This window comes from Chloroflexus sp. MS-G (genome assembly GCF_000735195.1).
Lineage (GTDB): Bacteria > Chloroflexota > Chloroflexia > Chloroflexales > Chloroflexaceae > Chloroflexus.
Map to the genome: position 1 here is coordinate 1 of NZ_JPIM01000075.1, position 23,164 is coordinate 23,164.

Below are 23,164 nucleotides of genomic sequence, written 5' to 3' on the forward strand. Positions count from 1 at the left end.
GCATACGAGATCAATACCCAAAACCGCATGCCCGAGTACCAGACCACGATATTGCGCTGCTGCTCGAGAAAGCGGCCAATTGGGAGGGCGAAGAGTGCACCGGCTAATGCCGGAAGTGAGGTGATCAAGCCAACCAGTAAACTTGATGCCCCCAGACGAGCCAGGAAGATGGGCAGGAAGACGCTGATCCCGGTTACAATACCGACGCCAATACCATCAATGAGAACATTCCGTACATTACGTTCGGTGGTTGTGGTCGGCTTGAGCAGTGCACGTATTTCGGCGCGTGCAATAAGCGGTTGCATAGCGAGTTGCCTCTGACCGGCTCGCAAACATGGCGAGCGATCACACCTCGGGGCGAAAATTAGTGCGCGGCCAACCGGCCGCGCAACAGATGGTGGGCGATACTGGACTCGAACCAGTGACCTCATCGGTGTGAACGATGCGCTCTAACCAACTGAGCTAATCGCCCGCATGCTAGCCAAGAGTATAGCACATTTGGCCGGTTTGTGCAAACGGTTAAGAACGGCTATACTATACGATACGTTATATTATTCCTGGTATTGCTACGTGCGATAGGCGCTCACGGTGTCTGGTTATTAACAGCGATTTTTCGTTTATGACTACCCAGTCGGTCCAAACCATTACTGAACCACGATACTTCAATCGTGAATTGAGTTTAATCGAGTTTAACCGTCGCGTGCTTGAAGAGGCGATGGATCCCCGCAACCCGCTGCTTGAGCGTGTTAAATTTTTGGCCATTTTTGCCTCAAATCTCGATGAATTTTTTATGATCCGGGTGAGTGGGATTAAACAGCAGATCCGCGCTGGTGTACAAAAGCGCTCACCTGATGGGCAAACACCAACTGAACAACTCAGCGCCATTCGACGTGCATTGATTCCGCTGCTCGAACAAGAACGTGACCTGCTGTTGAATGAACTCTTGCCGGCCCTTCGCGAGCAGGGTATCATCATTCTGAACACTGCAACTCTCAACGAACAGCAGCGGGCTTGGGTAAGTGATTATTTTCATCGTCAGATCTTTCCGGTCCTCACCCCACTGGCATTCGACTCAAGCCGTCCGTTTCCGTTTATTTCTAATCTGAGTCTCAATCTTGCTGTCGTTATTCACGATCAGGCAAAAGGTGAACTCTTTGCTCGGGTGAAGGTACCAGAGGTCTTGCCCCGATTAATCCCGCTGCCGTCTGAACTTTGTCCACCGGTAAACGATCTTCCCGCCGCTCGTTGTCATTGTTTCGTCTGGCTAGAACAGGTGATTGCCGATCATCTCGAACAACTCTTCCCTGGGATGAATGTGGTTGAGGTGTATCCATTTCGGGTGACGCGCAATGCCGATGTTGAAATTGAAGAGGATGAAGCCGACGATTTGCTGGCAACCATCGAACAGGGCCTACGTCAACGTCGTTTCGGTGAAGTGGTGCGGCTAGCTATCGATAATGCAATGCCTGACCGTATCTGCCAGTTGCTGGCAACGAATCTGAAGGTTGGGCCAGAAGATATTTATACTGTCCGTGGGCCGCTTGGCCTGAGCGATCTCATGCAACTGACCCAACTTGATCGTCCAGACCTGAAAGACCCGCCGTATGTGCCACGTTTGCCGGTGGTGCTGAAGAATGCCCCCAATATTTTTGAAGCGATTAAGAAGCAAGATATTTTGCTACACCATCCTTATCATTCATTTACGCCGATCATTGATTTTATTCAAGCCGCCGCCGAAGACCCACACGTGCTGGCGATTAAGCAAACCCTGTACCGGGTCGGTCGTAATTCGCCCATCGTTCAGGCGCTTATGCACGCCCGCGAGCAGGGTAAGCAAGTGACGGTTGTCGTCGAACTGAAGGCCCGTTTCGACGAAGAGAATAACATTACCTGGGCGCGGGCAATGGAACGTGCTGGTGTGCATGTTGTGTATGGGTTGGTAGGTCTCAAAGTCCATGCCAAACTGGCACTGGTGGTACGTCAGGAGACTGACGGTATTTGTTGTTATGTGCATCTCGGCACCGGCAACTACAATGCGGCGACGGCCCGTGTCTATACTGATCTGGGCCTACTGACCTGTCGTTCAGATATTGCTGATGATGTGGTCGATCTCTTTAATTACCTGACAGCCTATAGTCGCCAAAAGGAATATCGCACGCTGTTGGTTGCACCGGTCAATCTGCGTCAGCACATCACCGAGTTGATCAAAGAGGAGATTGCGTTGCACCAGCGCCATGGAAATGGTCGGCTGATATTCAAGATGAATGCGCTCGTTGATCCGAAAATTATCGACGCTCTGTACGCTGCCTCCCAGTCTGGAGTGCAGATTGATCTGATTGTTCGTGGCATGTGCTCGTTGCGCCCCCAGATACCCGGTCTTTCCGATAACATCCGTGTTCGTTCTATTGTCGGGCGTTATCTTGAACACAGCCGTATCTATTACTTTCACCACGGTGGCACACCGAAAATCTATATCGGTAGTGCCGATATGATGGAGCGTAATCTAGATCGGCGGGTTGAAGAGCTTTTTCCGCTGACGGATCCAGGTGCCATTCAGTACGTGACCGAAATCTTGTTGAAGACGTACCTTGCCGATAATCTGCGTGCCCGCGAACTCCAACCTGATGGTCGGTATGTGCGGGTAACTCCAAATGGCGCCGAGGTGATCGATAGCCAAGACCCAAACCGCATTATTCCCTGGTGCTGACCGGTGTTGCAGCGCGAAGGCGTTGCTTGAGGTCGCGGGCAGCAAGCGTAAAACCGCCGTCGGCGCCATCGACAAAGTGAATCTGGCGCCCCATGCGCTCGAAAATGAGACAGGTCAGCATCACTTCCGGTGAACGGTGCGCGCCGAAGACCAACTCGCCAGCTTCAGCACGAGTTGTCAACCAGGCCAGTAATTGCGCATGTTGCTCATCAGTACCAGAAATTATCATCCGCAAGGTGTCATCGTATTTACGATAATCAGCCGCTGTGGCAACGTGCTGGCGATAGCGATCCCACCATGGGTCTTCACCACGCAGCCGTTGTAACCAGCGATAACCACGAACGCCCAGGTTTAGGCCATAGATGTGTGCCCAATAGGTTAGTTGAGCTAACCGACCGTCACCACCCCGGAGGCGAGCTTCAGACCAGAGTGCTCTGGGATTGGCGCTTGCCTGCATCAGATTGTAGCGCAACGGATGATATGTCTGCTCATCGCCATAGATTTGTTCGATTGTCTCAATAACTGAACGGTAGATTGCCATTGATCCTTCTGGATCAAATTGCGGAGTTACCTGTACGATCAGGCAGAGCACCGCATCATGAGGGGGATGTATGGTGTCCCATCGACACTCTAACCCATCGAGCCTTGCATCATCGGCATTACCAGATGCAATGAGAAATTGTTCAGCATAGCCCTCATCCTTCGTCAACTTCTCGGCATAACTGATCCCGCCACCGGTGAAAACGGCCTGTGCAACCTGATGGGTAAGGGCAAAGCGTCCAACCAGCACTTGATAGCCGGCACTGATAATCGTGGTCATCGGAATTGCGCCAACCCGCAGATTGAGATTGAAGGCTTGCTGCGACAATGCACTCACTGCGCTGAGCGCTTGCGCGGTCGCTTCAGCCAGCTCAGGTGGCACAGCGATCGAAGAACCATCGCCACCGAACACGAAGGGAATCTCGATGTTGCCGGCAATATTCAAGGCTGCGGTGATAGTAGCAGCACCAACCAGATTGACCTCTTTGTAGCGCCCTTCAGCGATAGCGCGCGTTGAACCACGTACATCGCACACAAAAACCGTCCAATTGGCTGGTAACGGTCGATAGGCGTTCAGGTCGGTAATATCGCTAAACCGCGTTAGAAGTGGTAGGCGGGAAAAGAAATCTGTTGTCATGGTCTTTCCCTCTGGCAGATGACATTTAGGCGTGGTACACTAAGCTTATCATGGGTCGTATATCTGCACAGGTGATGAATCGATTACAAGGCTGGCTCATCGCGTTGGGTATCTTCAGCGCGCTCTTGATTGCTCACGTTGCGCTGGCCCAACCAACGTGGGTCGAGCAAAGCACGGCCTACTTTCGTATTGTTTATGCACCTGACGATGTCGCGATTGCCAATGAATACGCGGCAATCATTGATAGCCTCTATGATGAGTTTAGCACAACCTTCGCCTTTCGTCCGGTAACGCCACTCACATTACGTCTCTATCCGACCAGCGAGTCGTACTTTGCCGCTAATCCAGCCGCACGCGCCGTCCCTGGTGTTATCGCTCACGCCGATTTTCGCCGCCGGGAAGTCGTGGTGATTGTTGAACGTGCACGTCTTCAGGATCAGACAGCCCAGGTGAATAATCTCCGTCATGAACTCACTCATATCTTCGCTGCTGATCTGAGTGCGGGGAAGCTCAATGTTGGTTTGCAGGAAGGCATTGCGCAGTATATGGAACTGCCAGGGCCAGATCGTGATAGCAAGATGGCCGTTTTGCGCACTCTGGCTGAACGTGGTGGTTTGTGGTCGTGGGCAACGCTCGATGATCGCAATGCAATCTACGGGCAGCCAGACGTGAGCTATCCACAAACCTGGTCAATTGTCGCATTTCTCATCGAGCGTGATGGCATCGACCGGTTCCGTCAGTTTCTTGTCACCCTGGCCCAGAGCAGTGGTTATCGGTCGGCAATGGTTACCGTGTACGGTGTCTCGGCGACGACGCTGGAAGCCGAATGGCGGGACTGGTTACCTGGCTTCTTACAACTCGATGCGCATCAGATGACACCGGCAGCAATCGATCTACAGCCAGTCCAAAGTTTTCTTTCGGCGGGTGATTACGAAGCTGCCTTACGGGAACTGGAACGTCTTGAACCTATCGCCGATGAAGCGACACGAACAGCAATCACGACGTTGCGGACTCAGGCACAGACCGGTCTGCGCGCCAACCAGTTGACTTCAGCCGCCCGTACTGCATTGCTCAAGGGTGAATACGAACAGGCAGAGCGCCTCATTGGTCAGGCTGAACAGGCTTACCGCGACATTAACGACCTTCGTCAAACGGCAATCCTGGCCGAGTATCGGGCACGTGTTGCACGGGGCTTGCAGGCGAGTGAGAGGTTGCGACAGGCGTATGAACAGGCTCGTACCTTCGATCTCATCAGCGCTCAGACGAATGCCGAAGCTGCGGCCCGTGAATTTGCCGCTCTCGGTGACGATCTGCGGCGTGATAACGCGCTGGCGCTGCGTCAGCAGCTTGCCCGACAACAACAAAATATCGCGATTGCGTTGCTATTCTTCGGGGCAGCCGGAATTGCGATCCGGTTTATCAGTCGCCAGCTTATGCCGGTAGCGCGACCGTGGTAAGTTGGGAGCAGAATGTTACTTCTACCCCCAACCGTTTGCATTGTACGTTGTTAACGCACCTGCACCATATCAGCCGGTACCGGGAAATGGCGGCACATCTCTGCTACTTCACCTGCTATCCGGTGCAGGCGAGCCTCATCGTCGGGGTATGTCAGTACTTCGCCAATCCAGGCTGCAATCTGGGCCATCTCGTGCTCACGCATACCACGGGTCGTAACTGCCGGTGTTCCAATCCGAATCCCACTCGTTTTCATCGGTGGTTGCGGATCGTCGGGAATGGCATTCTTGTTGACGGTAATGGCGGCTTTATCGAGTACACGTTGTGCCTGTGCTCCGGTCAACCCCGTGCTACGGAGATCAACCAGCATCAGATGGTTATCAGTACCACCGCTCACCAAAGACAGGCCCTGCGCAAGTAATCCTTCGGCTAATGCACGGGCGTTGCGCCGAATCTGGGCCGCATACTGCTTAAATTCGGGGCGCAGCGCCTCACCAAATGCCACTGCCTTACCGGCGATCACGTGCATCAATGGCCCACCCTGCGTTCCGGGGAAGACACTCGAGTTGAGTTGTTTGGCAAACTCTTCCCCCATCAAGATCAAACCGCCACGCGGGCCACGCAGCGTCTTGTGGGTCGTCGTCGTAATCACGTGCGCGTAACCAACCGGCGAAGGATGCTCACCGGCGGCTACCAGGCCAGCAATGTGGGCAATATCGGCCATCAGCAATGCCCCAACCTCATCGGCAATCTGACGCATACGGGCAAAATCGATGATCCGTGGATAGGCACTGGCGCCCGACGTAATCAGTTTCGGGCGAAGTGCTCGCGCCTTTGCTGCCAGATCATCGTAGTCAATCTGTCCGGTTTGGGCATCCACACCATAGAAATGAACGTTGTACCACTTGCCAGAAAAATTGACTGGGCTGCCGTGGGTCAGATGCCCGCCATGGTCGAGCCGCATGCCGAGAATGGTATCACCTGGTTGGAGCAGTGCCGTGAATACGGCAATGTTGGCCTGTGCGCCACTGTGCGGTTGCACATTAGCGTGGGTTGTCCCGAATAACTGACATGCCCGATCGATAGCAAACTGTTCAATCGCATCAACGAACTCGCATCCACCGTAGTAACGCCGACCGGGCAAGCCCTCGGCATACTTATTCGTCAAAACCGATCCCTGCGCCTCCATGACTGCCAGACTCGTGTAATTTTCACTGGCAATCAGTTCAAGCCCCTGCCGTTGACGTTGCGCCTCTCGCTCGATCAGATCGGCGATGAGCGGATCGGTTGCGCGAAGATGTTCAAGCATGTGATTGCCTCATTTTTCTAACTAGAACTTTTGTTACGAACAAAGCACCTGTCCGAACATTTGAGGATGCAAAGATTGTGTCTTTGCATCCCGCAGTTTTGGATCGGCTCTTCAGGCACGTTTGAAAAGAAGAACAACCGCAATCGTTCCCTTTCTACCGACGACCATCATTGTATAGTTTAGGCAGCCGAGCAAACGGTCGTCGCAATAGCACGATCAGTTCAGACCATACCCTAACTAACCGATTCACCGGGCTTTAATGCAATGATCTCCGTCGTCACACCAAACTCACGGCAATGCTCGATCAACGCCTCTGGTGTACCGACCAGAATAGGGAACGTCCCGTAGTGCTCAGGAATAGCATATTTAGGCGATCCCATCAGCTTGAGGGCATAAGCTGCCTGGCGTGGATCCATTGTAAAGTGGTCGCCAATAGGCAAAATCACCAACTCAGGGCGGTACAGCTCGGCGATGATCTGCATATCCATCGTTACGCAGGTATCACCGGTATGATAGATGGTGAAGCCATTGCTGAAGCGCAATACGTATCCGGCCGCGGTACCAAGATTGATAATCTGCCCGTTTTCATAGATTGTGCTCGAGTGGTGAGCAGTAGTCATTGTCGCACGGACATCGGCGACGGTGACGGTACCACCCTTATTGAAGCCAACGATCTGCGCAGCGGGGATACCCTGGCCTTCAAAGTAGGGTACCAGATCATACTGGCAGACCACCGTTGCGCCGGTTTCACGTGCCAGATCGACCAGATCACCAATGTGATCGAAGTGGCCGTGCGTGACAAAGATCGCAGCCAGCCCCTCACGTACCCGCGCCTTCCATGGCTCTGGACAGGCCGGATTCCCGTCTACCCACGCATCAATCAGAATATTGCGGCCTTCCGGCGTGGTCAGGTGGAAGGTGCCATGACCGATCAGAGTGATCGTGACATTACGTCCGAGCGTTGCCAAGGTTGCCTCCTTCCCTTACAAAATGCGATCTTCGTGCTGCTATTGCCGATGGTTACACATGAAGGTGTTACGCTGATTGCGCTTTCAGTATAACATAGCATACGCAAGGTTCCTATCGGTGTGTGCGGGTTGACACAGACGACAATGGGTACGGATAGGGGGCGACGTTTCTAGTTTGTGGTTGAGTTTGGTACGCTACGCCACCATCGGAGTGCGTGGCCGGAAGGATTCGGCTGGTGCATCTCCCTGCAAGAAGGTAGGGAAGTGGAACTCGTCGCTGCAAAGGTGGCGACAGGGTATGATCGGCGCCGCAACGAAGGGCCTGGCTCCAGATCACCGTCGGAACAGAAAGCTGCTGCTGCTGTGCTTGTTTCTCTTTCCTCGCTCCCCGCCTTTGCCAGGTCAGGTGAAAACGCTAAAAACCCCTCACGATGAACGACCCTCTTGACAGTCGCCATGCTTCAGAGTATAGTGTACCCCTAGGGGGTATATGATATATCCTGGTCGTACTGTAGAGGAGGACACGTTCAATGGCTAAGCCAATTGTTGTCAATGATTCTGATTTTGCCGAAAAGGTCTTGCAATCACCAACACCGGTTGTTGTGGATTTCTGGGCGCCGTGGTGTGGCCCGTGCCGCGTGATTGCACCAATTCTCGACAAGCTAGCTGGCGAATATGAGGGGCGGCTCACCATTGCCAAGGTAAACACCGATGACAACGTACAATATGCTTCGCAACTTGGTATCCAGGGTATCCCAACCCTCGTGATCTTCAAGAACGGCCGCGAAGTAAGTCGAATCATTGGTGCGCGACCGGAGGCAATGTACCGTGAGCTGTTTGATAAAGTTCTGGCAACGGCGTGAATGATCGATCACCAGCAGCGGATTCAGACAGTGGAGCAGCCATGAATGCCGGAATTCGTCCGCTTGCGCCGGAACGGCGTGAGGAAGTATTGCGCCGCCTACGGCGGATCGAAGGTCAGGTGCGCGGCATCCAGCGTATGGTTACCGAAGGCCGCGATTGCCGCGACATCGTGCACCAGATTGCGGCAATCCGGCAGGCTCTAGCCAGCGCCAATAGTGTTGTGCTAGAATGCTACGCCCAGAACTGTTTGAGTGATCCGGACAACTGCCGTGCGGAGACGATCAGCGAGCTAATCGAGTTGTTTAAGGATGTGTGTTAGCGCGTAACATATACCTCTCTATCTGGCAGTGCAGGCCTCTGGCCTGCGTTTTGATGTTAACCCATCGCACACTTCATAAGCACAACAGGGCGGGTTCTCAACCCGCCCCTGTTAGTCTGGTGAAGTTATGCCGCTATCGACGGCACTGCCTCCGGTTGCACGTTCTACCCGAATGATCATCGCGTCGCTGCTTCCCGAATACACTATCGAGAACGGTGGGCCGTGGGCCACCTCGGTGTTAGCCAGACAAACTGATAAGGGTGCAGAGTAAGGTCTGTTGATGTTGTTACCACCTGCTCGTGAACCAGGTCGAATAGTTCAGGGCCGGGACCATACATGCGCAGCAGATTACCGGCAATCGTCTGTGGGTATTCCGAAAAATTGACCAAAACCAATACACGCTGTGAACCCGTCTGCCGCACGTAGGCGAGGACATGACGGTTATCACTGCGTACTATCTCCATCGTGCCATCACGTAAGGCCGGTAAACTGGTTCGTAAGTGGATAAGGTAGGTTAAGGCACTGAAAATGCGACCGGGCACGGTAGTAGGATCGTGACGTTGATTCATCGCTGACTGGTTGCGCAACGGACGATGTACCCAACGGCTGTCAATGGCTTTTGCCGGGTCGTTGATGTAGCTATAGTCATTGAGGGTGCCTACTTCATCACCCAGGTAGATCAACGGAATCCCACCGATACTGAGGATGACGCTATGCAACAAAATAATACGGTGAATTGCGATTTCTATTGCCTGTGGTTCAGCACTCTCCAGCGCCTGTTCAAGACCTGCTAGGGAAGCGAGGGTACCTGAGACCCGCGCATCGCCAGTATCAGGATTTTCTTGAAATGGTAAGCCACGTGCGAACGATCCCGGAAAACGCCCAGTGTAAAACGCATTCAAAAACTGGCGATGACCTGTTGGATCGATCCCTACCGCACGTGCGTCGTTGTCATCAAATGTCCAGCCAATATCGTCGTGTGAACGCAGATAGTTGATCCACGCACACCCTGGGGGCAAGCGAAAGCGATGGCTCAGCGAATGCGCCAGCAATTTCACTTCGCGAGTTGCCAGTGTCTCCCAGAGTAAGGCCATCAAGAGCGGGTTGTACGAGAGTTGACATTCGTCAGGGCTGATGTAGCTCAAGACATCATCAGGATGGACTATCGCCTCAGATTTGAAGAGCAGCGATGGCGCTGCAACTCGCGCAATGGCATTGAAAGCCTGAATAATCCAGTGCGCTTCGGGTTGATTTTCGCAGTTGGTCCCCATTCGTTTCCAGATGAATGGAACCGCATCGAGACGTAACACCGCTACACCGAGATTGGCCAGAAACAGCATCTCGGCGGCCATAGCGCGAAAGACAGCCGGGTTAGCGTAGTTCAGATCCCACTGAAAGCTATTGAAGGTCGTCCAGACCCAACGCTGCATATCAGCCCGCCAGGTAAAGCTCCCGCGTCGTACCGTTGGAAAGATTTCGCGCAGAGTCCGTTCGTAAGCATCTGGCATCGTGCGATCCGGGAAGAGGAAGTAGAACTCCTGATAATCGGGATCACCCGCCTGTGCGCGTCGCGCCCATTCGTGTTCGTCAGAGGTGTGGTTAAAGACGAAATCAAGCACCAGGCTGATCCCTGCTCTATCGAGATCATAGGCCAGTTCAGCAAGCTCAGCAGTGGTACCGAGTCGCGGATTCACGTGGCGATAGCTACTAACGGCATAGCCACCATCGTTATTTCCTTCCGGTGCTGCAAACAGCGGCATCAGATGGAGATAGGTTAATCCCAGCTCTTTGAAATACGGAATAAACTCACGTAAGCGACTGAGAGTACCACAGAAACGATCAACGTAGAGCACACCGCCCATCATGCGCTCTGATTGAAACCATTCGGCGTCGCTCTCGCGTAGGGAGTCACGCTGTTTGAGCCAGGACGGACGTTCATACCAGCTTCGGGCCATCATCAGCAACAATTGTTCGAGGTGGTAAAAGAAATCGTACTGCGTACCGTAAAGACTGAGTAACAACTCAAACAACCGTGGCCATTCGTGCCGTAATCGCTGCTCGAACACATACCAATCGGCATTTGCGCCATAGGCTGCAAAAAATTCCTGGGAAACTCTTGGTAGTAGTCGATCTAATGATCGCTTTGCTTCACGTCGAATCCGCTCCAGATCGTGCATTGTTGAACCTCACCCTCTATCACCTGGGTCGTACAACGTTTTATCAATAGCAGAAGCATCTCCTAAAACGCTGATCCTCTTTGTCGTCTGGCTGGGCTATCGTTTCCGAAGCACAAGTATCGCTGAAAACCGGTAATCTCGCAATAGAGCTAGGAACGAGGGCAGTAGTGAGTGGCAACATTTTCATCATGATGACGACTCCTTCTCTGCGAATGAGCAGAGCGCTACGAGTGATGCCTGTCGCTCAGGATGATCGCCTGCCACGTGGTTGGCGCTGCCCGGGATGACTGGCTTCCAGTCCGCGACTTATGGGAGCATAGGTAGAACCGGCGCGCTGCTCAAGAGCATACCAATGGCAGGCAAAGTGACCTATCTGCAAGGTATCAGAGCGGAACCTGTCCCTACCACTCGTTGCTACCTATGGTAATATAGAGCATTATGAAGGCAATCACGTCGCACAACTTGTTCCATCGCCTGGGATTATCACTGGTGCTCGGCGTTGTTCTGTTACTCTTACTCGAATGGGGGCTGCAAGCCGCCGGTATTCCAGTGTACCTGTTACCACCACCCTCACGAGTGATTACAGCTGCACTCCAACCTGAAGTGCGATTGTTGTACCACACCGGCGCTACGGCTGAGGCAGCCCTGCTCGGACTGGCCGTTGGGATATGCGTCGCGTTCAGCCTGGCTATCGTGTTTCTCTTTGTTCGCCCAATCGAAGATGTGCTATACCCGTGGATCTTGGTGGGGCAGAGCCTCCCCTCAGTTGCTCTGGCGCCACTGCTTACGGTCTGGCTAGGACCTGGGATCGCAGCTCGTGCGGCGATGGCCGCGCTCTTTGCCAGCTTTCCACTCCTTATTGCTACCATCAGCGGTTTACGCCGTCCGGCCCCTGAACAACTGGCCATGATGGAAGCCTACGGTGCATCAAAATGGCAGATTTTGCGCATGCTTCGGCTACCGGCAGCACTCCCCTTCATTTTCAGCGGTCTGCGCGTGGCCGGTGCACTGGCCGTTATTGGGGCGCTGGTCAGTGAACTCGCTGGAGCGGGGCAGGGATTGGGCTATCTGATCACCACGTCTACGTATCGCCTGGCAACCGATCGTGCGTTTGCTGCGGTCGCTGCTGCTGCTGGCCTGGCGCTTATCCTTCACAGTCTGTTTCTCTGGCTTGAGCACCTCATTGTGTACTGGGAACGCGAACGATAGTTGCGGCGTGAAACAGATTGACGATGGAGGCGTGCGATGTCACCCCGTTTCAGACAAACATTATTGCTGTTTGTACTCCTTATTATCGTAACCGGTTGTACGAACACATCGGTAAACAACAGCACCAACAACGCTCCAGAAGTGACGAAAGTCACGATGCGGCTACAATGGCTTCCACAGTTTCAGTTTGCCGGTTATCTGGTCGCCGATGCTCGCGGGTATTACCGCGATGCCGGTTTAGAGGTGACAATTCTCCCCGGCGGGCCTGATGCCGTTCCGTTACCATTAGTCGCTACAGGCGCCGACACCTTTGGCAGCACCGGTGCCGATACCGTTTTGATTAGTCGCGAGCAAGGGATTGAGGTCGTAGCACTGGCAACCTGGTTTCAAGCCAGTCCGGTCGCATTTATGGTGCATCGTGATAGTGGCATTCGCTCGCCACAAGACTTCGTTGGGCGGCGCGTTGGCATGTTCTACGGCGACAATGTCGAGACTGAGTATCGGGCACTCCTGGCAGCCACCGGCGTTGATCCAACCAGCGTGATTGAAATTCCGGGTGATTACAGCTTAGCGCCGTTCCTCGAACGGCGTGCCGATGTCTGGCCAGTCTACGCGACTGATCAGCCATACACCGCTCGCGCTGCTGGTGCCGATATTGAACTTATTGTAGCGCGTGATTACGGCGTTGAACTGATGGGCGACGTGCTGTTTACGACTGCTGCGTTTGCACGCCAGCATCCAAACACGGTGCGCGCCTTCGTTCAGGCGACATTGCGTGGCTGGCAAGATGCATTGAACGATCCGGCGGCAGCCATCGAGATTATTCTGGCCCGCAGCCCTGACTTTGATCGTGATCATTTGGAGTTTGAAGCCGTTGAGACGATCAAGTTAATGCGCTATGGGATTGGTCAGCGCTGCGTTGGAGCCAGTGATCGTGAAGTTTGGGCCAAAGAAGCGCAACTCTTGCAGTCGCTCGGTGTGCTGAAGACGGCGATTGACCCGGAAACCGTCCTGCATACTGAAGCAGTTGATGACTATTACCGCACGCTCGGTATTGAATGTCGATAGTGGCAAAGCTGAACCTGTCAGAACCGCGGGTGAACAGCAGGTATGTCTTTCAACACACCGGTAGGGTGAGAGTTCAACTTACTCTACCGGTGCGCAAGGTGTTGTCTCTCGACTATATTGAGACATTGTCACCAGATTCATCCATTTTTCCCGATTAAGAGGGAAATTCTCCCTGAAAACCCCTTGCGTGTTCGATCAAAACTAGTGCATACTATGTACAAAGAGTGATCAAGTCGTCACCATGCGCCAGGGTGGGCGCTATTGTTGCAAACACATCACCACATTGTAAGGAGTGCGCCGCATGGAGATGCTGCTGCAACTACTGGTTGCGGGGGCGTGGATGTTTACGCTCGTCAATGGTCTGCGTCGGCTAGTTCGTTTGGCACGAGTCTCACATCTGCAACGATGGGACAATCATGTGCGTGTCCGCTCTGGTCTCAACCGCATCTGGTGGTGGTTAGGCCAGGAAGAATTCTGGCGAATGGCTCGTTCTGATGTAGCTTATGCCCTCCAAATCTCCCTGTTAGTCTTCCTCTTTGTCTGGCACATGGCAAATTAGCTCATTGCGGTACCGACAGCGGCTGCCAGCACGTGATCATCAGGTATTGACTCTGACGTAGAGGGACGGGTCGCAAGACCCGCTTTTCCTGTTACGGATACGATCAGCGCCGTCGGTGATACTACAGATGCGCCAATCAGCTATACTGCATTCGGATGAAGTGAGCCGGTTACCGATCACGGCAGTGCGTCGAGTGAACAACCTCGCCGCTCCTGTGAAGTGCCGGTCATCTGGGCAAGAAAACGCCAGGGGGTGAATTTCGTGAACATTCGTTGGACGGCGGTTATTTCTGGTTTTATAACCGATTTCGCGCTGACCATCCTTTTGCAAATGATGATTGTGCTGTTCGGGCAGAGTGCAGTGTTTACTGAGCCATCGCTCCAAAATCCGATTCACGTGCTGCTGATTTTGCTTGGCGCCAGCTTGACCGGCGTGGGTGGGTTTGTTGCTGGCTGGTTCGCCAGTGAAGCGTTTGCAATGCATGGTCTGCTAGTCGGAGTCGTTGGGATTCTGGTCGCAGCTTTGGCAAATGTTGGGTTATCGGTACCACCGCTGTTACTGTTTGGTCAGGTGTTAGGCTGCGTCTGTGGGGCACTCGGTGGGATGCTGGCCGGACGATTACGCCGGGTATCGCCGATGAAGTAAAGTTCATCAGTGGGTGTTGTGGTCGTGCGATGGCATTCGTAGAAAAGATGGGGAAGGGTGAGGTGAATTTCCAAACCCATCTGCTGAAATACAACACAGTGATTCCAGAGTTGACTCCTCATGTCACGAATGTGAATGGTGAAACGTAGATTGGTAAAGAGTTCATCTTGTGGGTTGAGTACAGGTTATCATCGCGACATCATACCCGCTGCAAACGGGCAACAATCGTCAGCAGCAATGGTGGCGGTGGGCAGAACAGGTGGAGTGGGCGACCGACCGTTGGGTGGGGTAGGATCAGCTCAGCGGCGTGGAGGAGTGGGTGAGGCAGCCTGTGCCCGGCCACGACTGTTGGCCCGCCGTAGCGCTCATCACCAAGGATTGGGCAACCGAGAGCCGCCAGGTGCAGCCGAATCTGGTGGGTGCGTCCGGTACGCGGGACGGCCCACACCAGCGCGGCATCGGCGTATTGCTGACGCACCGTCAGACAGGTATGCGCCAGCTTGATCCGCTGTCCATCAGGGAGTGGCTGCCCGATAGCTGTTTGATCGTATAGCCGCCACCGCCCACCGGCAGCCCGACCGTGACCGGTGATCACCTCGGTTGTGGCCGGTGGATGACCTGCGCACACGGCAAGGTACCGTTTGTAGACTAAACCCTGGGCAAATGCCCTCTGCAACGGTGCATTCGCTCGTGACTGCTTACTCATGACCAGAATGCCCGATGTGCCAACATCGAGCTGATGCGCTAAGTGTAGCACTGGTGGCTGACCATCGCGCAATGTCAGTAAGCGCCGCATGACGGCCAACACACTGCCGTGCGTATCCCACGGTGTATCGCTCACATAACAGGCTGGTGGTTTGTTGATGACGACCAGATCGTCGTCTTCGTAGATAATGTGTTCGAGCGTTAATGGGGCATCGCAATAGCTGCCGGCAGGAGGTAAACGCACAAGCAGCGTCTCGCCACCGGTTGCGGGGGTGGCGGCATCAACGCGCCGCCGACCGATCCATAATCCACCCCGTGCGGCAGCCAGTCGTCCGACTTCACCCAGGTGCTCGGTGGCAATCACGCCAAGCGGGCGGCCATGGTCAGCAGGTGAAATTGGTAACGAAAGAACGGTCATAGCGCATCCCGTAAGACCTTGCTCAAACGACGGGTGCCTTCGATCAAATCGGCTTCCGACAGCATCGAAAACGCCAGGCGTAATTCGTGACGGCCACCGTTTCCGGCGTAGAACCGTGCACCAGGAATGTACGACACGCCAGCAGCCTCGGCACGGGCCAGTAGGGTAGTGGTATCAATCGTGGGCGGTGTACGGAGCCAGACAAAGAACCCGCCTAATGGCGGTTGCCAGGTTACTCCGGATGGAATCATACGGGCCAGTGCTTCTAACAGCACATCACGTCGGGCACGAAGGGCGTTGCGTAACCGCAACAGATGCGGTTCAAAATCACCAGCCTGCAACAATGCCAGTACAATGTGGGCGGTCAAATGGTTCACTCCGCCACCGCTGTCGAGCATGCCCGACTGCGTACAGCGCTGGATCACTGTTGCTGGCGCATGCATCCAACCTAGACGTAAGCCGGGGGCTAACACTTTGGCAAAACTCCCCAGACGGATGAGTGAACTACCGGTAGCAAAGCTGGTGATGGGTGGCGGCGGTGGCAGTTCATACCACAATTCGGCGTAGGCCTCATCTTCAACAACGGTTAACTCAAGTGCTGTTGCCAGGCGCGCCAGTTCTGCGCGCCGCGTTGCACTCAGCGTAATCCCACTGGGATTGTTAAAGGTCGGTACCAGGTAGAGAAAGGCGACCCGCTCACCACGGCGACGGAAAAGCCTCACCAGCGTTGCCACTGTTGTCACATGCAGCCCTTGCTGGTCGCCTGGTACCATTACTAGACGCAGCCGGTAGTCACGAAAAATACGCAACGCCAGGTGATACGTTGGTGCTTCGACCAATACAACGTCACCCGGTTGTGTCAATTGCTTACAGATCATATCGAGCGCCTGCGAAGTGCCACCGGTAATCATCAACTCTGTCTCAGGCACGGCCAGCCGGGCAGCCAGCAATGCCAGGAGACGCCCGGGTCCCTGGGCGAAGCCGTATGTAAGAGCAGCCGGTGCGTCATGGGTGAGGGTCCAGGTTGCGGCGCGTAACAATTCCGTGCGCGGCAGCAAATCAGCAGCCAGATGGCCCCAGCCAAACTCGATAATCCCTGGACGTTGTACAAATTGAATGTCAGGCAGCATAGATTGTCATCCTCTTATGGCTGCGTTTCGCGTGTGAAGCATACTCCTGCCGTGCGCCAGTGGCAGGAAGCGCCCGCCGCGTCAGTGCATCATGGTAGCGAATCCGCTCTTGGCGGCACCGTGAAAGACATTATATTCTGTTCTCGCCCGCAACCTGCTCTATTGTCTAGTCCCTCGCAGGGTGGTCATCATCGGCGCATAATGTACCGTCGTGTTCCATCACGTCAGTCTGAACCCCTCTTCGTCCCTGGTCGTGTTCCACCTTCCTCTCCCCCTATGAGCAAAGAAGAGTGCCAGGTGCTAACGTGCCGTGAATCGTCAGCATCGTCGGACACCGGCAGAGTGGCTCTGCAACCCTACATTCTCAGCAAGCTCTCACCGTATGATGGTGGTGCTAATGGTATCATGCTGTTGAACAGTAATGGTACAGTAGAACCGTATAACGACACGAACACGATGTATCTGCAACGCATTCTGCTACTTTTGCTTACAACAATTCTGATTACCGGTTGCTCTGCTCTGCGCGATGGACAGATTGGCTTACCGACCGATCAGCAGCGACCGACATCTACCGCGACATCTCTGCCGCAACCGACATCTACGCAAACGACGGTACCGTCAGCGGAGACGACGGTACTCCCTATCCAGACGCCAACGCCGGTTGCCACTATCGCACCGACCCCAACCCTGGCGCCGCTCAGTCGCGAACAACGGCTGGACATCTTTCAGCAGGTGTGGGAAACGGTGCGGGATAACTATCTGTATGAGGACTTCAACGGCCTCGATTGGAATGCAGTGCGTGCTGAGCTACAACCCAAGGTCGAGGCGGCTGCCACGCCTGAAGCGTTTTACACCATCATGCGGGAAATGATTGCACGTTTAGGTGATGATCACTCGCGCTTCGAGTCGCCGCAAGAGGTTGCGGCACAGATGGCCGAAGCACGTGGTCAATTACAGTACGGTGGGATTGGTGTCAGTGTACGTACCATCGAGGAAGGTGGATTGATAACCCGTGTTGTGCCTGGCGGTCCGGCTGACCAGGCTGGGATTTTGCCGCGCGATGTCATCCTGGCGGTCAATGGGATTCCGTTCAACGATAACAGTGCGTTTGGGCCGGAAGGTGCGATTGGTGCGGTACGTGGTTTGCCCGGAACCAGTGTTCATCTCACTATTAAACGTGGTCGTGAAGAACCGCGTGAGATAGAGTTGGTACGGGCGATCATCGATATTGCTGTCTTTAATCAGGTTACTGCCAAAAGACTTGCCGGTGACATTGGTTTGTTACACATTCCCAGCTTTTACGTTGACAACGCCGATACGCAGACTCGTGATGCCCTGACGACACTGCTGGCTGAGGGGCCGCTGCGCGGTATCATTATTGATGTACGTGACAATAGTGGCGGCTATATTCACGTGATGCGCAATATCATCGCCCTCTTTCACGATGGTGGGAGTATCGGCGCATCGGTCGGACGTAATGAGCGTGAGGAGCAGCGTATTCCGCGCGGACGAACCATCTCTGGCTTAACCAATATTCCGGTTGTTGTCCTCATTAGTGACGAGACGGCCAGCGCCGCCGAGATGTTCACCGCCGGTATGCGTCTCTTGCGTCAGGCAACAATCGTTGGCGTACCTTCTGCCGGTAATACCGAAAACTTGTACGGCTACAATTTCAGTGATGGTTCACGCCTGCTCCTGGCTGAGGTAGCCTATCAACTCCCTGATGGCACGTTGATCGAAGGAACCGGCATTATTCCCGATGTGCTGATCGAAGCTGAGTGGTGGCGTTTTGATCCCGAAGACGATCCGCAGTTGCAGGTGGCTCTGAAGGTGTTAACGGGTGCACAGTAATGCCGAAGAGAAGTGAACCGCATCTACCGCACCACCAAAACCGGTATTGGACTACCTTCCAGCAAATCGCGAGTCACATCTTGTAAGGAAATGCGGCGAAGAAAGCGTAGCCACTGGCTGGTTGGCTCTACATCATCGGCCAGATGGCTACCGATCACGAAGAGATCGTAGTGCTGACATTCAGTCAGCAGAGTTTCTTCAACTAAACCGTTGATCACTTGTAAACGACAGCTTACGCCCTCCGTCGCCAATGCGGCTACCATCCGGTGCAACACCGTGGCGGTCGCTTCATCGATCTGTAACGCAGTCTCACCTGACAATGGCGATGCGGCAAATCCCTCGAAATACACCACCTCCTGCGAAACGACGTGTAAAACGGTGACCGTTGCCTGAAAGGCTTGTGCAATCTGGCGCACCAATGGGATACAGCGCAGCGACTGCTCGCCGCCAGCACTGGCGAGCAGAATCTGACGAATTGGCGTAATTCGTCCGTGCACACGGAGGAATGATACTGGCAACATGTGCAGCAAATTGAACTCCTCGCGCCGCAGCCACCACTCTAATGGCGTTGCCCGTGCAGTAAATGCGGGTAAGAGTAAGACATCAGGGTGCACGGTCTGTACTGCCTTTAGAATTGCCAGGGTAAACGATTCTTCTTGACACCAACGCCGTACTGTGATGGTAGGATCGAGTTGTAAACGAGTGAGTATCTCATCAAGCGTACTCTGCTCTTCTGTCGGTGCAATCAGAGTCAATTGCCGCGCTAATGTGGTGATAAACGGTTTAGCAAAGGTAAGCAGATCGTCTGCTTGCAGACCTTCACCTGCATAAAGAGCAATGTGCATCACATTCACCATTTAACAAATAGTAACACCAGCGGTACTATCACCATAATCCCCAGGAAACCGGCGAGACGTGGGAGCGAATGAACAATCGTCGTTTCCAATCTGAGTATCACGCGGGCAAACCAGCGATAGAAGAAGAGGAGCGCCAACAACGAGAAGAAGGTTACGCTCAGCATCTCAACCAGCACGATGGTAAATGCTGCTGAGCCACCGACAATCAAGGCTGCGACTAGCGTATCAATAAACGTGGTAATATTGGCTCCCATAATGTAAGGCAGCGCATTTTCACGCCGAATAATACCGCGCACTGTCAATGGTACTAACATTGATAGCGAAACTGACACCGAGAGGGTAAATGACGTGATCCCGGCGCCAAACAGAAACATCACCCATGGTCGGTAGAGTAACTGACCGGCTTTACCAAAGATTTCTTGACCACCGGGAACCTCTGGAATGGCGCGGTCGAGCAGGCTAAATGCGCCAAGTAATACCAGTGCTCCTACAACCAACAATGACCACTCGGGTAAGATGCTTACCACGATGGCCACGATTGGATCAATTACTAGATCGAAGAGTGAATACAGCGGGCTGTCAGCACTGGCGGTAACGATGCCCACCAAATGCGCATCGAGCAGCCAGTAGCCCAACCCAAATGCCGGCAAATAGATAGCCGCCGTAGTCAGTAGTGAAAGTACACCGATGCTAACGCTCGCTGCCCGCCGATGACCACGCAGATGGTATATGAACCCAACAAACAGCACGATGAATGATGCACCCAACCGTGAACCGGTGATCATCGCAAAGGTTTGCAAACCATCGATTGTTCCTGACGCGAAAAACGATACGGCGATGGCTGCCACCGGCGAGCCACTGAGAAAGAGAAAGGCTAACAACCAACCAAAGCCGAGCGCGCTGGCCGGTGTACTGACATCTAACCAGTTCACCACAATCCGTCCATACCCCGCAGCACCGCGCTTAAGCAATTCTAGCGCCAACACGAATGTTAGTAGTCCGAACAGGGCAAAACCACAGCGCCGACTGATGGCCCACCAGGTTCTGGGTGACCGTACCGATGTCGTGTCGTGTACTGTACCTACCGGTGGTCGGGCCTCGTCGGTGGGCACTTCGACGACGGCAGTGATAGCTGACGAAGTCGATTGTTTATCGGATGAAGGTTCCATAGCAACCTGACAGATCTGCTCAATTGCGGTCAAATATCTGGTATGATAACAAATACAAACAGAAATGAGAAGAGGAAAAATGAAACATTCGCACCTGGAAGGCAGAATCTTGCAAATCAACGTCAATCCGAAAGGTGGCGTTCCGAAATACCCGGTACCGGTCGTCGAAATCACGATAAATGGCGTTCGTGGTGATTACCAGCGTGACCGGGAACACCACGGTGGGCCAAGACGGGCCGTCTCGCTCTATTCCGCCGAGCGGATCGCCGCTTTGCAAGCCGAAGGTCACCCGATTGCGCCGGGAACGACCGGCGAGAACCTGACAATCAGTGGTCTTGATTGGGCAGCAATCGGGATCGGTGACCGGCTGAGCATCGGTGCGTGGGTCGAACTGGAGATCACCGAATATACAACACCGTGTAACACGATTGCTGCCTCGTTTCTACGCGGCCAATTCACCCGTATCAGTCAACGGCTTCATCCAGGCTGGAGCCGCCTGTATGCACGGGTCATCAACGAAGGCGAAGTACGGGTTGGTGATCCTGTCCGCTTATTCAAGGCTGGCATGTGAGCACTACGGGCGAACCACCAGGACCGGTACCGGACTGGCCCGAATGATTTTATCGGCGACACTCCCCATTATCAGGCGCTGCCAGCCCCCTTGCCCACGAGTAGCCAGTGCGACTGCATCAGCTTGCAATTCGCGGCTGAGGTTGAGTAGTGCACGCGCCGGCTGGTCGGCAGTTCCCACAGCACCTACGGCAATATCAATCGTTACACCCTGCGCTTCTAAGCGCGCAGCTACTTCCTTTAGATACGCCTCAATCGCTTGTTTCTGCTCAGCAATAGCTTCGTCACTATCGCGCTGACGACGTACCAAAACTCGTGCCAGAATCAGGCGTGCTCCGTCAACTGCGGCTAGTCGCTGGGCCGGCAGGAGTACTTGCTCGGCGTGTGTTGATCCGTCGAGCGGTACGAGAATACGATGCAGTGGTTGGGCAGCTCGCACTGCCGAATCGCCTGGTCGCATCAACCAGAGTGGGGTGTGGGTGAGCCGTAGCAACGCCTCGGCGACACTTCCCAGCCAGAAATGCTCAAAACCACTCCAGCCGTGAGTTGTCATAACGATCAGATCGGCATTGATTGCCTGAGCATGATTGGCAAGTGTCTCGGCCACCGGCCCTTCTAGGCGGGTAATGACCGTTTGTATCCCACTCAGGACCGGTTGCGCTGCAACCTGACTAAGGTAAAACCGCTCGTGTTCGGCTGCGAGCGAGTGCAACTCGTTATCGATCACCGGCAAGGTCTCGATGACAATTGGTGTCAACGAATTGGGATAATGCACATGTACTAAATGGATGGTTGCACCGCTGGCCCGTGCCAATCGGGCGGCTGCCGCCAAGGCTTGTTCTCCGACACCTGAACCATCGAGGGGAACGAGAAGAGTACGAAACATTTTACAACTCCTTTGCAGTTTTTGATACGACGGCAAGCATCGTATGCGTGCATCGCGTGCACGTTCATCCCAACTTTATGATGTGTTCGGCCTGTATTCTGGTATCTGGATATCGGCGTATTTGCGCCTCGGCAGCCCTCTCACCTTTCCCTATGGTCTCCTCCCGCTTCCACACAGACAGGAACGGAAAAAACAACCAGTGACAAAAAGGTTTTTTTCCCGTCCTACGCTAAATGTTACTCTTGTCTGCGAATGGCACACCTTCACCGCCAGTCTTTTTCTGGTTGTCCACCATCAACGAAAATCAATCCGTACTAACCGCCATTGCTCACCTTTTTTCCATAATCTGGCAGTAAACGATTGTGACGAAGAACCATCAACATAAGTGATCGTACCGCCAACCTCGGCAGTCGTCCCTTCAAGATTTGTGTTGATACTGAAACTGTTCAACGAGAGATCGGTCACTTCTCGAAACAGTTGTCGGTTGGCAAAAAGACGCTCAAAGTCTGCACGTGAGATCGAACTCAGGGCGGTATCGGCAAAAAGTGCTTCCGCCGCACCAATATCCCGCCGCCGTCCAGCATCCATAAACTGACGAATGACATCTTCAATGGCTGAGGTCTCGCTTATGACCCCACCGATGAGCTGCCACCCACCAAAGATGAAGAAACTACAACAGAGCACGAGTGTCGTGACGAGCAGGCCAATACCGAGCATCACCCAGCGCAGCGTCTGGTTTGCCTGAGGCTGATTTGGTATGGGATAGATCGACATAAATATTCCTCTCGGTGTGAGGCTGCATGGCTGTATGATAGCAGATAGGCACAGTGTTGTAAGAAGGGATTTCAGCAATGTCGCTTAACATATTGCAAGCAAGTGAGCGGAGTTATAAGAGCCTGATCAAAAACCCATCATCCCCCCTCCGCTCCCGCAGCGTGGGAGAGGAAGGTGGCCAGGGGAGAAGGTGAGGGCCGCCCTCACCCCCAGCCCCTTTCCCGCCCTGCGGGAGAGGGGTGATCTGGTGCGCAAACGCGGTATCGTTGCCAGCCGCAGGATCGCCCCTGCTCCGCTCCTACCCCCCCCTCCGCTCCCGCTTGGTGAGAGCGGAAGGGGCCAGGGGG

20 protein-coding genes, 1 tRNA gene and 1 pseudogene are annotated in these 23,164 nt (G+C 54.1%); 10 read left to right on the forward strand and 12 right to left on the reverse strand.

Going from position 1 to position 23,164, the window contains the following annotated elements; all coding sequences use genetic code 11:
- Both JE47_RS0113620 and JE47_RS0113625 read right to left on the reverse strand, forming a co-directional pair.
- Window positions 1-305, reverse strand: a pseudogene (locus JE47_RS0113620) (MFS transporter); the annotation flags it as partial.
- Window positions 306-395: 90 nt separating this feature from the next.
- Window positions 396-472: transfer RNA gene (locus JE47_RS0113625), tRNA-Val, on the reverse strand.
- Between the two features lie 147 nt (window positions 473-619).
- Here JE47_RS0113625 and ppk1 point away from each other — a divergent pair.
- A complete protein-coding gene (ppk1, locus tag JE47_RS0113630) occupies window positions 620-2,707 on the forward strand; it encodes a polyphosphate kinase 1 (protein WP_031460297.1) in 2,088 nt (695 codons plus the stop codon).
- Here the strand turns inward: ppk1 and JE47_RS0113635 are convergent.
- Window positions 2,691-3,884, reverse strand: coding sequence for a DUF3095 domain-containing protein (locus tag JE47_RS0113635; protein ID WP_031460298.1), 1,194 nt, complete (start codon window positions 3,882-3,884; stop codon window positions 2,691-2,693). The two genes, ppk1 and JE47_RS0113635, sit on opposite strands and share 17 nt — an antisense overlap.
- Window positions 3,885-3,934: 50 nt before the next feature.
- Here JE47_RS0113635 and JE47_RS0113640 point away from each other — a divergent pair, with 50 nt between their 5' ends.
- A complete protein-coding gene (locus tag JE47_RS0113640) occupies window positions 3,935-5,341 on the forward strand; it encodes a peptidase MA family metallohydrolase (protein ID WP_031460299.1) in 1,407 nt (468 codons plus the stop codon).
- Between the two features lie 50 nt (window positions 5,342-5,391).
- On the opposite strand, the gene glyA is transcribed toward JE47_RS0113640, so the two are convergent.
- A complete protein-coding gene (glyA, locus tag JE47_RS0113645) occupies window positions 5,392-6,648 on the reverse strand; it encodes a serine hydroxymethyltransferase (RefSeq protein WP_031460300.1) in 1,257 nt (418 codons plus the stop codon).
- A gap of 233 nt (window positions 6,649-6,881) precedes the next feature.
- Entirely contained in the window at window positions 6,882-7,616 is a 735-nt protein-coding gene (locus JE47_RS0113650; RefSeq protein ID WP_031460301.1) for a metal-dependent hydrolase, read from the reverse strand.
- A gap of 530 nt (window positions 7,617-8,146) precedes the next feature.
- Between JE47_RS0113650 and trxA the strand changes: the two genes are divergently transcribed.
- Window positions 8,147-8,479: a thioredoxin gene (trxA, locus tag JE47_RS0113655; RefSeq protein WP_031460302.1), complete on the forward strand. Its 333-nt coding sequence runs from the start codon at window positions 8,147-8,149 to the stop codon at window positions 8,477-8,479.
- Window positions 8,480-8,520: 41 nt separating this feature from the next.
- Window positions 8,521-8,799 carry a metal-sensitive transcriptional regulator gene (locus tag JE47_RS0113660; protein ID WP_028458624.1) on the forward strand — a complete coding sequence of 93 codons (279 nt, stop codon included), beginning with the start codon at window positions 8,521-8,523 and terminating at the stop codon, window positions 8,797-8,799.
- A gap of 203 nt (window positions 8,800-9,002) precedes the next feature.
- On the opposite strand, the gene JE47_RS0113665 is transcribed toward JE47_RS0113660, so the two are convergent.
- Window positions 9,003-10,976: an alpha-amylase family glycosyl hydrolase gene (locus JE47_RS0113665; protein ID WP_031460303.1), complete on the reverse strand. Its 1,974-nt coding sequence runs from the start codon at window positions 10,974-10,976 to the stop codon at window positions 9,003-9,005.
- A gap of 438 nt (window positions 10,977-11,414) precedes the next feature.
- Between JE47_RS0113665 and JE47_RS0113670 the strand changes: the two genes are divergently transcribed.
- The 4 genes from JE47_RS0113670 (at window position 11,415) to JE47_RS0113685 (ending at window position 14,457) form a co-directional block, all read left to right on the forward strand.
- Window positions 11,415-12,185 (forward strand): ABC transporter permease, encoded by a 771-nt coding sequence (locus JE47_RS0113670; RefSeq protein ID WP_031460304.1) that lies wholly within the window; start codon window positions 11,415-11,417, stop codon window positions 12,183-12,185.
- 36 nt (window positions 12,186-12,221) lie between these two features.
- Window positions 12,222-13,253, forward strand: a complete 1,032-nt coding sequence (locus JE47_RS0113675) for an ABC transporter substrate-binding protein (RefSeq protein WP_031460305.1) — start codon at window positions 12,222-12,224, stop codon at window positions 13,251-13,253.
- A 301-nt stretch (window positions 13,254-13,554) separates the two neighbouring features.
- Complete coding sequence (locus tag JE47_RS0113680; protein WP_031460306.1) at window positions 13,555-13,812, forward strand: hypothetical protein; 258 nt, start codon at window positions 13,555-13,557, stop codon at window positions 13,810-13,812.
- A 261-nt stretch (window positions 13,813-14,073) separates the two neighbouring features.
- Window positions 14,074-14,457, forward strand: a complete 384-nt coding sequence (locus JE47_RS0113685; RefSeq protein WP_031460307.1) for a TIGR04086 family membrane protein — start codon at window positions 14,074-14,076, stop codon at window positions 14,455-14,457.
- 199 nt (window positions 14,458-14,656) lie between these two features.
- Here the strand turns inward: JE47_RS0113685 and JE47_RS0113690 are convergent, their stop codons facing one another.
- A complete protein-coding gene (locus JE47_RS0113690) occupies window positions 14,657-15,580 on the reverse strand; it encodes an RluA family pseudouridine synthase (protein ID WP_031460308.1) in 924 nt (307 codons plus the stop codon).
- Window positions 15,577-16,710: an aminotransferase-like domain-containing protein gene (locus JE47_RS0113695; protein WP_031460309.1), complete on the reverse strand. Its 1,134-nt coding sequence runs from the start codon at window positions 16,708-16,710 to the stop codon at window positions 15,577-15,579. Before JE47_RS0113695 ends, JE47_RS0113690 begins: the two co-directional genes overlap by 4 nt.
- 297 nt (window positions 16,711-17,007) lie before the next feature.
- Here JE47_RS0113695 and JE47_RS0113700 point away from each other — a divergent pair, with 297 nt between their 5' ends.
- Window positions 17,008-18,561, forward strand: a complete 1,554-nt coding sequence (locus tag JE47_RS0113700; RefSeq protein ID WP_236631241.1) for a S41 family peptidase — start codon at window positions 17,008-17,010, stop codon at window positions 18,559-18,561.
- 23 nt (window positions 18,562-18,584) lie between these two features.
- On the opposite strand, the gene JE47_RS0113705 is transcribed toward JE47_RS0113700, so the two are convergent.
- Window positions 18,585-19,406: a universal stress protein gene (locus JE47_RS0113705; RefSeq protein ID WP_031460311.1), complete on the reverse strand. Its 822-nt coding sequence runs from the start codon at window positions 19,404-19,406 to the stop codon at window positions 18,585-18,587.
- 5 nt (window positions 19,407-19,411) lie between these two features.
- Complete coding sequence (locus JE47_RS0113710) at window positions 19,412-20,587, reverse strand: hypothetical protein (protein ID WP_035419492.1); 1,176 nt, start codon at window positions 20,585-20,587, stop codon at window positions 19,412-19,414.
- A 79-nt stretch (window positions 20,588-20,666) separates the two neighbouring features.
- Between JE47_RS0113710 and JE47_RS0113715 the strand changes: the two genes are divergently transcribed.
- On the forward strand, window positions 20,667-21,158 hold the full coding sequence (locus tag JE47_RS0113715; protein WP_031460313.1) for an MOSC domain-containing protein: 492 nt from the start codon (window positions 20,667-20,669) through the stop codon (window positions 21,156-21,158).
- A 3-nt stretch (window positions 21,159-21,161) separates the two neighbouring features.
- On the opposite strand, the gene JE47_RS0113720 is transcribed toward JE47_RS0113715, so the two are convergent.
- The gene (locus tag JE47_RS0113720) at window positions 21,162-22,043 is read right to left on the reverse strand and encodes a universal stress protein (protein ID WP_031460314.1); all 882 of its coding nucleotides are present in this window, start codon (window positions 22,041-22,043) and stop codon (window positions 21,162-21,164) included.
- 294 nt (window positions 22,044-22,337) lie between these two features.
- Window positions 22,338-22,817 (reverse strand): hypothetical protein, encoded by a 480-nt coding sequence (locus tag JE47_RS0113725; protein ID WP_031460315.1) that lies wholly within the window; start codon window positions 22,815-22,817, stop codon window positions 22,338-22,340.
- Between the last annotated feature and the right edge of the window lie 347 nt (window positions 22,818-23,164).